Source organism: Paenibacillus sp. Dod16, assembly GCF_049893405.1.
Taxonomy (GTDB): domain Bacteria; phylum Bacillota; class Bacilli; order Paenibacillales; family Paenibacillaceae; genus Paenibacillus_AQ.
Genome location: NZ_JBNDYG010000003.1, coordinates 1 through 17322, shown reverse-complemented (window position 1 = coordinate 17322; position 17322 = coordinate 1). Strand labels below are relative to the sequence as shown.

The following is a 17322-nucleotide window of genomic DNA, read 5'->3' as shown; positions in this document are numbered from 1 at the left end:
ATGCAGATCGAAGATGTCTTTTCGGATCTCCCTACGTTAGAAACAGACAGAACGATATTAAGAAAACTGAGGAGCGAAGACGAACAGGATATATTTCATTACGGCTCTGATGAGGAGGTATCGAGATATACGGCATGGCCGACGCATCAAACGATGGAAGATACCCGTCTCTATTTAATGAGGGTCCTGCATAAATACAGCCAGCATGCTGTGGCCCCCTGGGGAATCGTGGACAAAGAAACCGGAAAGGTCATTGGAACCTCAGGATTTATGGCTTGGGATGTCCGACATGCTAAAGCGGAATTGGGGTATGCTCTGTCCAAGGATTATTGGAATCGTGGTTACATGACCGAAGTGATCAGGACCATCATCTCTTTTGGATTTGAAAGAATGAAGCTGGTTAGAATCGAGGCAAGTTGTCTGCCGTCAAACCTAGGATCAGCCAGAGTGATGGAAAAGGCCGGCATGTCCTATGAAGGTTTATTAAGACAGACGATATTCGTAAAAGGGAAGCACGAAGATCTGAAACTATACTCTATTGTTGTGGATGACTACCGGAATCAGAGCAACTCCCGTTAACGGGCTGGTTGAATAACCGCCATCGTAAGAACCCCCTTCGTTTATGAGCGAAGGGGGTTACTTGGAATGATCGGTAGGCAGAACGGTCACTTAGCTGATCGCCCGGCATACAAGTTCCGGTACACGGCCGGGGTGAGGTGCTCGAACTTTTTGAACGTTTTAATGAAATAGCCCGTATCGCAGAACCCTAAATCATCGCTCACTTGATGGATCGGCGAATCGGTGGATTCCAGCAGCTGCTTGGCCCATTCAATCTTAAGCCTGGCGATGAAGACGGAGAAATTCTCTCCTGTTTCCTTCGTAAATATGCGGCTGAAATAGCTGGGACTGATATGGCAAAGCCTGGCCATCTCCTTCAGGCTGAAGTTCTCATGCTTATGCGCAAAAATATAGTCAAATGCGGGCTGAAGTACGGCATTCGACGAGACGAACCGTCCCGCGCCATTCTTCAATTTGGTATCGATCAGCGCTCCTGACAGCTCCTGCTGAATGGATTGGATGCTGCGGACCGCACGATCCGACTCCTTAAAAGCTTCCACGGAAGCTGGCGCATCCATGTGGGACGAGAGCACTTTTTTGTACAAATCAATCGTGGTATGCTTCTGAATCGCTTCCTCCACGATATAGGTGCTTAATTGCAGCAGCAGATCCACGCACTTCGTCACCTCGTCATAGGATAAGACGGGCAGTGCATCGTAATCCCCTTCGAGTTCCTTAAACTGCCGGTTTGACTCCACATTGGGCGGCCGAGATACGATCTGCTCCAGCATCGGAGCATCAGGTTCTCGGAGCTTGAGCTGTCCGGCCATAATCGCACCAAGATATTGGTTATCGATAATGATCGGGATGGCGATATCGATAATGTTGAAATGGCATAAATAGATATATGGCTTGTTTTGGCGAACTGCTTCAATGCCGGCTCGCGCGTCGCATTTTTGACAATATGAAGAGAGATGGGAATCCTGGCGAACGCCTTGGCAGAAAGGCTGACAGTGGCTGTGCTTGGTGACGGGAACGCCCTTGTAATCAACCGTAAGGATCGCCATTTTGGTCACAAGCGATAAAGAATCCTGCAGCTTCTCCCATTTCTCCAAATCAATGATTTCTTCTAAATCATATCGGGATTTGGACATGACAACATTCTCCTATGAAAAGTTATAGAAACTCTATTGAATATTATAGCGAATGGTTCCACTGAAGAACAAGATAATACAATTTTCCATGGGGATGACAAAAAAATACGATAAGAAAACGCTTTATTCCGACCTCATTGTTTCATGCTTCCCGAATAAGTACAACCTATAATAATTAATATAGTTTAAGTAGGAGGAATGATCATGAGAAGAACGTTTATCAGTCCGACAAAATATGTGCAGGGTGAGAACGAACTGTTGAATTTGGGTTATTTTGTAAAGACATTCGGAGATTCCGCCCTGCTGATTGCCCATCCCGATGATGTTGCACGGGTGAAAGACAAATTGGAGTCAACAAAACAGAAATTTAATATAACGCTAGTTGAAAGCGGCTTCCGTGGAGAATGTTCCTGATCATTGTTCCGACGATTGCGGCAACCGATGCGCCGACAAGCCATTCAGCGGTCCTCTATACCCCGGAAGGCGAATTCGATGATTATGCTTATTTCAAACAAAGTCCTAGCGTTGTCATGATTGATACGACAGTTATTGCCAAAGCGCCGACTAGATTCCTTGTCGCTGGCATGGGGGATGCGCTCTCTACCTATTTCGAAGCAAGAGCAACGGCGCAATCGTATTCCAATGTCAATGCCGGTTTGCCATGCGGCGTTCGCGAAGGCGTATGCGGTGAAGCCAAAGGGACGATTACCGCGCTGGGACTTGCCAAGCTGTGCTATGAAACGCTGCTTGAGAACGGGTACAGAGCGAAACTGGCCTGCGATCAAAACATCGTGACGCCTGCGCTTGAGAATATCATCGAGACGAATATTCTGTTATCGGGACTAGGCTTCGAGAGCGGCGGTTTGGCAGCGATTCACGCGATTCATAATGGCTTGACGGCTCTGGAAGGAACGCATCATTATTATCACGGCGAGAAGGTAGCCTTCAGTACGATTGCTCAATTGGTGCTTGAGAATGCCGACCGGAACGAAATGAAGGAAGTGCTGGACTTCTGTCTGTCGATCGGTCTTCCTGTATGCCTGGAAGATATCGGCGTCGAGCATGTGACCTACGAGGAACTGCTTGAAGTGGCCAAGAAGGCATGTATTGCCGAGGAATCCATCCACTCGATGCCATTCCCGATTTCGGAGGAAGCGGTAGCTTCCGCGATTATGGCCGCTGACCAGTTGGGCCGTCAATACAAATGGAGCAAGGAGATATAAGATGAAGAAAATCATGAACAAACCGGAAACCTTGGTTCGGGAAATGTGCAATGGGCTTGTGCTCGCGCATCCTGAGCTGGCGTTCAACCCTAAATTCAAGGTGATTTCCAAAAAGGAGATCGACCAAGATAAAGTTACGCTGATCAGCGGCGGCGGAAGCGGCCACGAACCGGCGCATGCCGGATTCGTTGGACAAGGCATGCTGGATGCGGCTGTGTGCGGCGATGTGTTTGCTTCCCCATCCCAAATTCAGGTGTATCAAGCGATCCGCAGCTCCGCAAGCAATAAGGGAACGCTGCTTATTATCAAAAATTACAGCGGCGACATCATGAACTTCAAAAATGCGGCCCACCTCGCGAGCGAGGACGGTATCCAAGTGGATTATGTGAAGGTCGACGATGACATTGCCGTTGAAGACAGTCTCTATACGGTAGGACGAAGAGGGGTTGCCGGAACGGTGCTCGTTCATAAGGTAGCCGGAGCGGCTGCAGAAGCCGGGCTGTCCCTGCCGGAAATGAAAGAAGCGGCGCAGCATGCGATTAACCATGTTCGCAGCATCGGCTTCGCGTATACCTCCTGCACTGTGCCCGCCAAGGGAACTCCGACGTTTCATATCGAGGATGACGAGATGGAGTATGGCGTCGGCATTCACGGCGAACCGGGAATCCGCAGGGAGAAGGCTGTTTCTGCAGATGAGCTGGCGCAGCGGATGGTCACGTCATTGCTGGACAACTTGCAGATGAATGATGCTGCGGAGCATGAAGTAGCCGTATTAATCAACGGATTTGGCGGCACGCCGCTGCAAGAGCTGTATTTGCTGAACAATTCCGTCATGCGCGAATTGGCGTCCCGGAGCAAACGGGTATTCAAAGTATTCGTCGGCAACTATATGACCAGCATCGATATGGCAGGCGCATCGGTGACAATCATGAAGCTGGACGAAACGCTCAAGAAGTGGCTGTCTGCGCCATGCGATACGCCGGCACTGTCGGTCAAGGGACCTTTTGAGCCTGTGAGCTATACCGAGGTTGTTCACGAACAGAAGTCAGAGAACGCGGTATCGTATAAAAACAATACGGATCCTGCGGCAGCGATGGTAAAGAACAACCGGCTGACCTTGCAAAATATCGTATATCTGATCGATCAAATGAGTGAGGTCATTATCGAGAACGAAGTTCCGTTCTGCGAGCTCGACGCCCATGCCGGAGACGGCGATTTCGGCATGAGTGTCGCCAAGGGCTTCAAGCAGCTAAAAGCGGAGTGGGACGATATTCTGACCCACCATCTTCGCGATATCGGCGATTTCCTCGACGCCTGCTCGATGATCATCATGGAGCATTGCGGCGGGGCTTCTGGACCGATCTGGGGATCCGGATTCCGGGCGGCGAGCAAATCTGCCGGTCAGAAGCAGGAATTGTCCGTTCAAGAGGTTGCCGATATGATGCAGGCCGTTGTCAAGGGAATCCAGGATACGGGCGAAAGATCGTTTGGAAGAGGAGCCGTCGTCGGCGACAAGACATTGATCGATGCGCTCGTGCCGTTCGCGGATGCCTGGACGCAGAGTGCGGAGCAAGGCGTGGAGATGAAGCCGGCAGCGATGAAGGCGGCCGAAGCGGCGGTTYTCGGCGCTCAGAAGACGGCAGATATTGTTGCCCGAATGGGAAGAGCAGGCACGGTCGGCGAACGCAGCATCGGATACCCGGATGCGGGGGCGCATGCGCTCGGGGTTATTTTCACGGAGCTTGCCAAAGCGATGAAGTAATCTGGAATGTGGTTATGTTCCTGTCAGGTACTACTGTGTGATGTCATAAATTATGAGAATGAAATCAAAATTATTGAGAAAAAAATTCCTTAATTAATGAAAAATGTATAAATATACACTCATATGTAATGTGAAACTGAAGTCCCCTAAATTTAAGGGGACTTTTCATTATTAACTTATTTCGATAGTTGTTAGCATAAATGTCAATAGTTTGTAGTTCATCTAAAATTTTTAGACATTTCCGACGAAAACATAAAGATAGCATTGAAACAGATTGGAGATTATGCAACTAGGCATGTATTTAAGGTCAGCTCACGCATGGATACATTCAGTTATTCATCGGGAGAAAAAATACTGGGTTCTCGCAGCTTCAAGTATACGGGTGAAGACTTGAATCGTTATGGTCGAGATGTGAACTGGACCATGACAGTAAGCAGCAGTAAATGGGATGAAACGTACAAGTAGCAGTTTTTTGAGGGAAGCTCAAAATTGCAACGTAATAGTTGGTTTATTTTGCTCTTATGTGGAATGTCAGACAACAAAGGCCAAGATGTTGCTGACGAAAAAGCAAATCAACTTTCTTCAATTTACAATAGGCTACAATCGTCTCAATAAAATTGTTGTATTTCCTATCAAATATTGTGGTGGTTCATACAATACATATAATATATAATTGATATTTTTGACAATACATCCTAGAAAAAAATATCATACGTCGTAAAGTGTTGTTATGTTGATAAAAAAAGAGTACATTCAGATTGAATAATCAAAAATATTAGGTTGTCAAAATTATAGGAGGCATAAGGATGGATAAGCTTACAAAAGGTACCTGGATTGTAAATACAGTTAAGCATTTGGCTGAACTTAAACAGTATACAAGCGAACTTGCTTTTTATGAAGCAACAGAACAAGCAGGAAAAGCTGGAGCTTTTCTTGGTAGGCTGGTAGCGGATAAACAAGAAGTTATTCCTATACAGAATGCCAAAGTCTTTGCTCGTCAATCAAGTATTTCTCCCGCAGAATTAAATACATATTTAAGCTATTTACGACAAGCTGAAAAAGTTGATTATTCGGTTGATGCATTGAACAGACCAAAAGAAATTGAAATCTATTGTTTCTCTGGTAAGGAGGCTTTGGAAAGCGTTTCAACCATTTATGAAACACTCGAACCTCAACAAGAAGAGAATGCGAGTTTAATCGGTTTAAATCACACCTTTCATTTACCAAGAACTACAGATGAACTCAAGGAGTACTTGACAGCCAGTAGTATATCTGAAGAATGTGCTGAAACAACTATCAAGTTACAGCAATCTTTTGGACTGGTTAGAGAGAGTGGGCAGAGCAGTGAAAAAGTACTATTTAACGAATATTCGTTTAATGGAGACCCACAAAGGGTAGTAAAAGCTTTGTCGTCACTAGACAACAATGAACGAGATATGGTACTTGAAATTCAAAATTTGATCTCTGAGACACAGGGATTTCTAATCGAGCATATTCCATCGCATATTCCTAAGCATATTGTGGAGATGATGGAAGGGGTGGGGCTTGTTGATGGTATCACTGTACAATCAGCAATAGGATCAGCCACTTTCCTAACGACACCTCAAATTAAAGGTCAAGGTATTGGGAGCTTCTCACTATCTCAGGATGTTTTCCATAAAGCGAAAATACTATTAAGTTGTTTGCGTTTTGGACAAACAAAGTCGACGTGGGGGAGAGGTAAAATTTCTACTCTTGACAAGATGATGAATATTCTAAATAAGTTACTCCGCGGACAGTGGGTCGGTCCTGCAACAGCTATAGGGCAGGATTATGCCTTGTTAGAAATTGATGGTGTAATACAAACGAGGCCGGCAGAACCATATGGCTTTGAAATGAAGTTACGCCAACTTGAGGTGGGAGAACTTGTTCGACAAATGATTACTTATAATAAAGTTGCTCTTGAAGCAGAGGCAAATATTGGCGATCTATTGCAATACCAGCCAAGTGGCTGTATTATTCCTGAAACAAGGAAAAGTGAAATTTTCGCAAAATCCACAGCCCCAGTAGAAGCTTTGCGAAATAAGTTGCTAACTACTATTCGTACTTCGTCGGGGGTGTAAATTGTGATTTATAATAATAAAGCTGATCAGAAGGGCATTGGGTTTGAATATGATGTTTCTAGTTTGTTTCAAAGCCAGGGTTACTTAACTAGAAGAGGAGTCCCCCTATCTTATGGGAATGATGCGACTGATATAGATGTATTGGGAATTGTGTTTACTAATCCCTTTCAAGGTCATAGGATAATATGCGATTGCAAAAACAAAACCAAAGCTAAACCTTTTGAAAGAATTTTCTGGGCAAAAGGCCTCGGTGAATTTGTTAATGCTTCTAATGTATTCGTAGCTCTAAACAAAACACAATGGGAAATTATTCGTTTTGCAGCTTCAGGTGGAGTGAAAATTCTTACTAGTGAAAGCATGAGTGAATACCGTAAGGATCAATCTTCTTACGGATTAGCTGACGGGCAATTTTATACTCACTATGAACAGAAAATAAAGAATGCTGCAAAGTCAAGTTCTCTTTTGAATGATATCATTTTGAATACTAAAAAGTTATATCTTCATAAGAACCCTTACGTTGCCATTAATATATGTATGGAGTTTCTTACTCACATTGCAAAAGGCTTTCAACATGGAGGGAATCATAGCAAAGATCATTATGACGCTCTTAAGTATCTAGCATGTGAATTAACAGTTTTAGTTGGATTACAAATATTGTGGATAAGTTCAGATGTATTAGGTCTACCAGAAAAAGTTAGGAGAGAACATATTTCATCAAAGCTTACGTATGGAGAGCTTGACCCTGGGACGGCTAGAAATCTAATAAACACTGCCAAAGAGCTTGCAAACGAAATAATCAAAACTTCAGTCCCTAAGGCAATGATGCCAAAAGATGTTGACTTTGGAGAAATCGTCCCCCCCCCTTACACTTCTAGTCTAATTGGTCTCATTGAAAGAGCATTGGCTCGTCCAAATGCATATTTGTCAATGCCTCAGCACCTCGATTTTTTACTTTTTGAGCAAGGTATAAAGGGCAGAGATTATACGGATGACGAAATTAGGAGTTTGTTCGGATATACATTATCAGATGAAAAATTTAAAGTATCACGTAATATACTTTCTTTTGTGAGAGAATCTTGTGGATTAGATTGGAAATTAATGTGGAGTAAGGTAGAGAATAGCTCAGAAGGTTTAAAACCTGAAAATAAGAATGAAGAAGAAAGTAAACCATACACAAGGTTGAAAGAGGCTCCTAATCAAGTCAAATCAGAAGGTCTAAGACCTGAGAATAAAGAACAAGAGGAAAGTAGACCTAATGAAAGGCTAAAAGATGCACTTAAAGAGCTAGGATCAGAAGGTTCTAAGTTTGAGAAGCAAGATCAAGAGGCTAACAAAATGACAAGGAATGTTTCTAATGAGACCAATGTAAAGGGCAAAAAATCTGAGCATGGAGAACAAATAAAGCAGAATTATAAAGGAGATAAGGAAGTTAAGTCTGAAAAAAATTAAAATAGTCGATAATGAAAAACGGATAGCCTATAACATTATTAACTGATTTCGGGTTAAAAAGGAAATGTTGAAAATTTTGTTATACTTGTTTTGTTCGAAAGAATCGGCAACCCCTGTTGAGTAGCACTCACAGGGGCTTTTTTATATTTCACCTTTTTTTGGGGGTTAATAGAATGTATCGCTCGTGAGATATAAAATGAAGCTTCCATAGTTGTTTGATTTTATCTAATGAAACTTATCGTAATACAATTTTCGACATTTTTTTCATGTGAACTGAGTTATTATTTATATAGGACTTAATTACTGAGTCAAATGTCGTAAATATTTAAAAAGGAAGAGAATATATGTTAGAGGTGAAAATGTTTCCTGCATCGTATGGTGATAGTTTTCTTATTTCTTGTAGAGGGAAAGAAGTTAATCATATTTTAGTAGATATGGGCTTTGCTACTACCTATGAAAAGTTTATTAGTGAGGAACTTCAGAAAATAAAGGCAGAGGGTATATCTTTGTTAATTTTCACCCATGTAGATGAAGATCATATACTTGGCGGAGTTAGATTCTTTAAGAAAAATGGCCATTCCGATAATCCAAATTTAATTGGCATAAGTGAAATTTGGTATAACAGTTTTCGACACTTACAGTTTGATAAGATTCAAACTAAAGAGGAGCTCTCTATTATCAGTGGAATGAATAGTATTCTTTCCATGGGATATCCGCGGGAAATAGGAGTAAGAGAAGTAGCAGATGTAGGATATAAGCAAGGCTCATCTTTGGGATCATTAATACTACAAAATGGTTATGAGAAAAATTGGAATACTAGCTTTAACCATAAAGCTGTAGTGGTTGATAATACTGAGATTAAGGTAAACTATTCGAATGCAGAGTTATCAATAACTTTGTTATCTCCAAACATTGAAAATCTCCAATTGCTTTCTAATAAATGGGCTGAAAAGTTATCATCACTCGGGTATAAAGATAAAGTTGATAGTGATCAAATATTGGACGATGCTTTCGAATTTTATATGTCGAATATTCAAATGGAACAAAAACATAGAAAGGTCCAAGATATTAGTTCTATTAGAGATACATTGGAAGAAATAGTACAACAGCCTTTTGAACCAGATAGAACCGAAGTAAACGGAAGCTCTATTGCATTTATATTGGAGTTTTACTCTAAGAAGCTTCTTTTCTTAGGAGATTGTCATTCAGAAATTATTGAAAATAATTTGAAAAAGTTATTAAATCAGAGAAAAGAAGAGAAAATGTGGTTTGATTTGGTTAAAGTTTCTCATCACGGAAGTAAACACAATACTAGTGTTAGTATGTTAGAACTCATACATTCCAATAAATATATTTTTTCAACAAACGGCAAAGGCAAGAACTTTAGTCATCCGGATATTGAAACGATCTACAGAATAATATCGACTGACATCACTCCAGATAAGGAGCTAATTTTCAACTATAAACCTTTCAGGATTTTAAATAAATTTAATGATCCAGATTTGATGGAAAAGTATAGCTACAGTATTCATTACACCAATGATTTGGCAAACACATTGGATGATGTTCCTACAGTAATTTCATTTCAATAAAACGAAAAAGTTAAGGAGGAAGTTTCAAATAGATACTATTGAATATTTATATAAAACTACAGCGAAAATTATCTGCCGTAACCAAGGCACTGCCTTTTTAATTGATGAAAACCGTGCTATAACAGCAAGACATTGTATAAAAGAGCATATTGACAATAATGAGCCAATAGAACTTGAATTCTACCCTGGAAGTACGAAATCTTTTAAAATGCATGCAAATTTAATAGCTGATTCAATCGAAGACGATATGGCTCTGCTTGAAATTACTGATAAAGTAACGCATATCGAAGAATGGCTAGCAATAGACGTAAATAGTTATGATAGCAGGGAGATCGAATGGGAAAGTATGGGGTATCCCAAAGATTGGAATACTGGGGCCGAGGGAGATACTTATTGTTATCTCAGAGGGCAACTTTACTTTGATAGCAGTTTTGATGATAGTAAAGAGTATGATAAACAATTAACAAGTAATTATATAAAAGAAGACTGGCCATACGGGCTTTCAGGCTTATCGGGTGCTCCATTATTGGTTGATAATAAAATTGTTGGAATCTTAATAAAAGAGGAGTACAGTCTTTTAAAGAGTCAACTGAAGTCAGTTAGTTTCTTCAAGTGTGCCAATTTTTTGTTGCAAAATGGAGTTTTGATTAATTCTTCGCTAGCAAATACCAATAACATATTGAAACAAAGATTGGATATGCAAAAGAGTGTGTGTAACGAAATATTCAACAAAGTAAACCATTCGATGATAAATCAGGAATTGAATATGGATGTTGATTTCTACTATGTAAAATATCATGAGTCAGGAAATAAAAGAATTAGTGAACTAGCTGAACATTTAACGCTTGTTTTGCAGCAGTATGCTAATAGTCTAACCATTATTAGTTCATCATCAAATGACCTACGCAAACAATTAGAGGTTTTTAAGAATAATAATAAAATAGTTAGTGAAATTAGCAAAAATGGAAAACTTGGTTCTATGCTCTTGTGGATGTTAATAGAAGGAATTTTAGAAATGCCTAAAATGTATACAAGAATTAGAAGCAATATCCCGTCTACAGATCTAAATTATATCTCAGATGATGTGCATGCAGGATTGAAGAATGGGCAGTTGGCGCTATTTATTGGTGGAGGCATCCTACATGATAATTTTGAAATAGCTATTACTACAATTCTTGAAGAATTAGAGGAAATTGTGAAGATAGAGAATGATTTTCTCTTTTATGATGATTATTCATATGAAACTTTAAATCATGGTCCGTTAAAGACTCTGATTGATAATTTCTTTGATACAAGGGATTGGAGCAAAGTTAATGTAGAAGTGACTGTATTTACAGGTTATAATTCTGAACTTTTACGTATGTTTGAAAAAGATGGATTAAACGGTCCTGCATTAGAGAAACTTTTAAATCAATATTTTATTAGTGAATTGAAGAAGAATTACGAATCTATTTGCCATCAATTATTAAGTACAAGTAATATTAAAAATGTAAAAATTAATTGGTTTATACTTCCTTTTAATAAAATTATTGATTTCGAAAATCTATTTATGCATAAAATTGGAATGGAGGTGTGATTTATGAGCTTTGAGTCCCTAATAAACAGAATAGAATACTCGGGAAATCTCGATTTCTTAATGAAGAAAATAAAGAAAATGGAGGTCCAATTAGAATTCTTTAATCAAACTGATGAAGAATTATCAGATGAAGAAATTAGGATACTTTTGGAATCTGCAAATATATTAGCTGCATCAGTTAAAATAGAAAATAAACAAAAAGCATTAAACATAGCTACCACTCTTCCTTTAATCAAACCGTCGAATTCGATTATAATGGCTTCTTCATTAATATTGAGGAAACTTGGAAATTATCCTGGAATTAAATTGCTAGAAGATCGAAATAAACTAAGTAATTATAAAAGACAATTAAATGGGATGGCACTTTTCGAAGCACATGTGTTTGAGAATGCTAACACTAGAAATTTATCAGGCAAAGATTATCTTTTAACTAATTTCCAAAAAAAAGTAGTTGATATGATAGAGGAAGAGGTAGATGGGATTAGTATTTCTGCTCCTACATCTGCTGGGAAATCATTTGTATATCTCAAAGTGTTACTAGATAAGATAGTTAAAGAGAAGGGTACTACTGCTATTTATATTGTGCCAACAAGAGCATTAATTAAGCAAGTTATGAACGATTTCCTTTCAAGTATATTGGAAATGGGGCTAAAGAACATCTATGTAGGATGTTCTTCGGAAATTGAAGTCCTTATTGAGCATCCACAACGATCGAATATCCTCGTTTTAACCCAAGAAAGGTTATATCAACTTTGTAACAGAAAAGAAGTAAATAGAGTTAAAACAAACATTATTGTTGTGGACGAGGCTCATAACATTCAATATGGCGGGAGAGGAGTATTACTTGAGAACGCAGTTAAATTTTCTCGCATACTCTGGCCAGAGACAAAGGTACTGTTTTCAAGCCCGCTTGTTAAAAATCCAAAAAAATTATTGGACACATTTGACTTCGTGAATGGTGTAAATGAAAGAGATAATTTGCCACTGGTACGTCAGAACATCATAACTGTAAAGTTATTAGAAGAATCGTTGTTGGTTACCGCATTATTTAATAAAGAAGAAATATCTATAGGGAAGAAAAGTTTTACTTATTCGGGAAATAAAACAATTTCTAAAATTCTTTCCAGTACAACGTTAGACCTTTGGAATAATCAAACTTCAATTGTATACTCAAATGAGCCAATGCTTTCCACTGATGTAATCAGAGAGTTATATTACAGTGGAAATTTCCCCATTCTTGATGATGTGCGTTTAAATGATTTTGCCGATTTTATTGAAGAATATATTACAGAAAGCTATGAACTTGCAGATTTTATAAGAAGAGGGCTGGCATTTCATTTTGGTTCTTTACCTGCAATAATAAGATCAGGTATTGAAGATCTTTTTAAATTAGGACTCTTAAAAATAGTGAGCTGTACATCAACCTTATTAGAAGGTGTAAACATGCCAGCTAAAAATATTTTTGTTTACAAGCCAAAAAAGGGTAGGAAAAACCCTATTGATAACCTTAGTTTCTGGAATTTAGTCGGTAGAGCTGGACGAATCGGAAATGATTTTTCTGGTAACGTTATATGTATAGAATTAGAAAGTTGGGCCAAAAATCCAGTTATAGGAGAAAGATATCAGGATATAGTTCCCTCTTCTGAAGTCAGATTAGTTAAGGAATCAGAGAAATTTAAAGAGTTTATTAAGAGCGAAAATCCAAAAAAACAAGAAAGTGATGATTACAATGAGCAGTTATTCTCGCTAGTTATTAAAGAGCATTTGCTTGGCGAGAGATTGGAAAATTCTCTGTATAGTACAGATCAAAATTCAGATATTTTAAAAGAGATTGACACTATTACTGGATCAACAATTAACGAGTTCAAACCACCTACAGAGTTATTGAATAAGAATCCAGGGGTTATGCCTCAGAAAATTAATGCATTGTGGGATTTTTTGGTTGAGAATGAGAGTGAAGTTGATTATCTCTGCCCAGTTTTCCCATTAAACGAAAGTGGCTATGATCGTTTTGACTTAATAGTTAATGCTATCAATGTTTTCTTCAATGATAGTTCATGGACTGAAAAACAGGTTAAAAGGATTACTACAGTAGGAGATAAATGGATGAAGGGAGTCTCTTTGACAAATCTGATTTTTTACGATAGACAGATGCTAAACAGGACACAAAGAGAAATTACTAAGTTTGTTAAAGATCAGATTGAATTTATAAATAAAATTATTAGATATCAAATAGTTAAATATACTCAAACATATATTGAGGTATTAAAAACCTTCCTTATTAGCATTAATAGAAGAGAAGATTCTGAAAAAATAATAAATATATCGGCATATCTAGAGTATGGAGCTTGCACTACTTCCGCATTAGAGTTTATGGCAATTGGTTTGCATCGTGAAGCTGCAATCAAATTGTCTCGTATTATGGGATTTCACGATAATATTACTACAGATATTTGTATAGAATGGTTAAAGAATCAAGATATTGAATCAATTGATGTAGCAAAATATTTAAAAAAAGAGATTTATGGATTACAGGCGACCTTATAACACAAACATTGTCAGTGTTTTTGGTCACACTTTTACATTACTTTTTTGAGTATTATGTTAAACTCAAATGCATAAAAGAGTCAAGGAAAGCCTTGCATGCCAAGGATTTCCCCTGTATTTCCTTGGCAGCGATTGGTCAGGGGTACGCTCCCTAGGCTGCATAATAATGAGTTCGAAGAAAGTTTCCTGGACTGATGCAGATTGTTACACTTAAAATTGTCGATATACGTTGAAATCGTGATCATAGTAGTAAAGGGAAAACTTATGGTGTTTGAAATAACGGATTAAATTAATGTGAAGATCAGCAAATGGGATTCATGCAACCAGTTGATGTACTAAATTATCCTAGATATTTACACCAACGAGTCTTGTACTGGTAATACAAGTTCATTGTGATATTTGTGACATGAAATTAGATTTAACAGAGCACTGGATGTTCTGAAAGAAAATTATTTTGACGCCTAAGTGGTTTTATATGTATAATCTCATTCTTTATTGAATAGAATATAGTAAAACCGTCATAAAGACTGCTGTAAATAAGGCCATATCTTCTGATATGGTCTATTTGCGTTTTTTAATTCATCTAATAAATGTGATGCTTATATCCTAATAGTTATGAAAATGATAAACACATAAGAAGAAATCAGTAGATAAGTATAGATATCCAGGAGGAAAAAAGAAATTGAATGATTGCTCATTCGATTAATTCCTTTACCTGAAGAAATTGTGCAAAGTTTTATAAGAAGAACTGCTGATGCAAACTTAATGACAGTGAAGCATTCAATCACAAGAAGTTGGCTGTCTTTAAATGTCTACCCTTGGAAGAGTGGATCCTAAACTCTTGATTAAAGATTAAAAAAGCGCCGCTTCTTGGAGAGTACTATGGAGTAAATTTAGAAAGTTTAAATAAAGAAAAATGGATAATAATTAATAACATTAATCTTTAAACATAAACAAGCTCCTTGGCACCTTATTTCTTCACTGGACTTAAATCTTGATAAAAAACTGAACTAGTGGCTATAAAGTAGGGGGAAAAAATGAATCACTTTTTAAAGATACCTTATCCTTATTTTGATGAGGGTATAAGGGGATATTTAGTTAGATTAGCTGAAGAAAATAAAGCAATCCCTCATCAAATTATTACTATGCTAGGCGTTAAAAAAATAAATAAAGACATCTTGAAAATTAGAAATGAGATATTTGATTTTAGTAATTTAAGCGTTCTAGCACAGCAATCGGTGGAAAAGTTAAATGAAATGACTTTCGTAAAACACACCGAACATACATTAAGTAAAAATGAGATTGATGGTGTTTTTAAATTTGGATTTATGAATAAGAGCAGCCAAGTTTGTCCACTTTGTTTAAAAGATCATGCATATCAAAAGAAAGTATGGGAAATTGCGTTATACAAAGTCTGTCATATCCATCACTGTCTTCTTATCGATCACTGCCCATACTGTAATTTATCCATAAAACCATTTAGAAATTGTATAAACAAATGCGATTGTGGCTTTGATTATTCAACATTCCAACCCAATATATCATACAAATCAAAAATGTCCTTGTTACTTTATGAAAAACTAGATAATACGAAAGTATTTTCCAAAGAAAATTATTTAACACAATACTCACTATTTCAAATAATATCTATTACTAATTTTTTTGTGCTCCAAATTATGAGATATTTTTTACATCAATCTCATATGGATATACAAATGAATCGATCAAAGCTAAAACTTGATTTTCTAATTGAAAGTGTGTATGTCTTGTTTGAAGATTGGCCGAAAAATTTCAATAAATTTATCGATTTAATAAGAGTAAGAAATATTAGTTTTAGCAATAGAGATAACAGTGTGACATATGGCAGGCTACTATTTAGTTTTCGAAAAAAATTCAAAGATACTAATGCTACGCAGATTTATACGCAATTCATAAAATATGTGTGTGACTACTGGGTTACTGGATACAACTATAGATTTATGATTCCTGATAAGACTTCGTTATATATGGAAGCTAAGATCGAGCTACTTAGAGAAGAATTAATGAATATTGAAAGGGGGAGCCTTAGAAAAGTAATCATAAATACAAGCAAGGAAACAGCCTCCGAAGTTGGAAAAATTCTTTCAATTAGTAAAGAACAAATTACCCAAATTATTAAAATAAACCATTCAATTTATAAATTGCCTATTAATTTCGCCTCAAGCTCCGAAGTCGAATTAGCAATGAATACTTTAATAAAACAAGTTAATAATGATACAAGAATAAAACCCGGTGAGAATATTGATTTCCAATGCGGGATAAGGATTTCTTCAAAATACGGTATTAACCTTGCGGATTTTGTATTAAAAATTTTCTCGGGTTCGATTATGCCTACAAATTATGAGCCAATAAAAAGTGGTTTAAACAAGTTTTATTTTAATAAATTTCAATTAGAAGAATTATATAAAGAGGGATTTTTAGATGTGACTGATGTAAGTAAATCACTTAATGTCCACAGAAATGAGCTTCTTTTTTGGACATCAAAAAAATTCCTTACTTATCAAAAAAGAACTCCTACTAATGGTTATTTATTTAATCATTCTGATATAGAAAATTTCCAAAAGAAATTTATTATCTTCAAGAATTTAATAAATTTGAATAAAGAACGAAAAAAGGGTATTGTATTATTGCGAGAATTATCAAAAGTAAATATATATCCAATTAGTGGGCCTAAAGTTGATGGAGGCAATGGGTATTTATTTAATTACAGTGAAGAATTATTGGAGATTTACAATAAGTCTTGTAATTCGTGCATTTGAAGATCATGACGAGTTCATCGTGAGTTATGGATCTTTTTATGTAAATAAAATTACAGGAAAGTATCAAAAATGGCCACCCTTACAGGGAAGATAAAGGAGTTCACCTTCAAGAGAATGGAACCATGTCGGAAAATATGGGGGCAACCTTGGAGGTGTTTTTGCATTGGCAATACATTTGAATCGTCATGAAATTGATGAAAATAAGGCATTATCTGTTGATGTGGTCTATTTAATTTTGAGGGGCCCAGTTTTTCTCTTTAAATAAAAAGTAATCAACACAAAAAAGGACTTAGATTTATCTAAGTCCTTCAGGCTGTCGAGAAAGTCTCGACAGCTATTTTTTGCGTATTTAATTCAACACGACACCGCGTTAATATTGTATAATATTTTTAAATAAACCGTTCGGAAGGGTGTTAAATATGTTGCGTTCTAACCGAGAAAAACAGCAGGCTTACGAGTTTGTTTCGATTGAAGAATTGGTTCCTCAAGATCATCTGCTTCGTAAAGTGGACAAATCTGCTTCGTAAAGTGGACAAGTATATCGATTTCTCTTTCATCGAC

General features: G+C 37.5%; 9 protein-coding genes and 1 pseudogene. 9 read left to right on the top strand and 1 reads right to left on the bottom strand.

Going from position 1 to position 17322, the window contains the following annotated elements:
• Positions 1–579 (top strand): GNAT family N-acetyltransferase, encoded by a 579-nt coding sequence (locus ACPV3A_RS02080; RefSeq protein ID WP_426197983.1) that lies wholly within the window; start codon positions 1–3, stop codon positions 577–579.
• Between the two features lie 86 nt (positions 580–665).
• On the opposite strand, the gene ACPV3A_RS02075 is transcribed toward ACPV3A_RS02080, so the two are convergent.
• On the bottom strand, positions 666–1712 hold the full coding sequence (locus ACPV3A_RS02075; RefSeq protein ID WP_426197982.1) for a PocR ligand-binding domain-containing protein: 1047 nt from the start codon (positions 1710–1712) through the stop codon (positions 666–668).
• 204 nt (positions 1713–1916) lie between these two features.
• On the opposite strand from ACPV3A_RS02075, the pseudogene ACPV3A_RS02070 reads away from it, so the two are divergent.
• From ACPV3A_RS02070 to ACPV3A_RS02035, 8 genes and pseudogenes are all read left to right on the top strand, one after another.
• Positions 1917–2935, top strand: a pseudogene (locus tag ACPV3A_RS02070) (glycerol dehydrogenase).
• Position 2936: 1 nt separating this feature from the next.
• Positions 2937–4697: a dihydroxyacetone kinase subunit DhaK gene (gene dhaK / locus ACPV3A_RS02065; RefSeq protein ID WP_426197981.1), complete on the top strand. Its 1761-nt coding sequence runs from the start codon at positions 2937–2939 to the stop codon at positions 4695–4697.
• An 806-nt stretch (positions 4698–5503) separates the two neighbouring features.
• Positions 5504–6799 (top strand): hypothetical protein, encoded by a 1296-nt coding sequence (locus ACPV3A_RS02060; protein WP_426197980.1) that lies wholly within the window; start codon positions 5504–5506, stop codon positions 6797–6799.
• Positions 6800–6802: 3 nt separating this feature from the next.
• On the top strand, positions 6803–8248 hold the full coding sequence (locus ACPV3A_RS02055; protein WP_426197979.1) for a hypothetical protein: 1446 nt from the start codon (positions 6803–6805) through the stop codon (positions 8246–8248).
• A 344-nt stretch (positions 8249–8592) separates the two neighbouring features.
• The gene (locus tag ACPV3A_RS02050) at positions 8593–9840 is read left to right on the top strand and encodes an MBL fold metallo-hydrolase (protein ID WP_426197978.1); all 1248 of its coding nucleotides are present in this window, start codon (positions 8593–8595) and stop codon (positions 9838–9840) included.
• Positions 9841–9868: 28 nt separating this feature from the next.
• Positions 9869–11416 (top strand): Hachiman antiphage defense system protein HamA, encoded by a 1548-nt coding sequence (locus ACPV3A_RS02045; RefSeq protein WP_426198225.1) that lies wholly within the window; start codon positions 9869–9871, stop codon positions 11414–11416.
• Positions 11417–11419: 3 nt separating this feature from the next.
• Complete coding sequence (locus ACPV3A_RS02040; RefSeq protein WP_426197977.1) at positions 11420–13963, top strand: DEAD/DEAH box helicase; 2544 nt, start codon at positions 11420–11422, stop codon at positions 13961–13963.
• A gap of 1037 nt (positions 13964–15000) precedes the next feature.
• A complete protein-coding gene (locus ACPV3A_RS02035) occupies positions 15001–16761 on the top strand; it encodes a TniQ family protein (protein WP_426197976.1) in 1761 nt (586 codons plus the stop codon).
• The last annotated feature ends 561 nt before the right edge of the window (positions 16762–17322 follow it).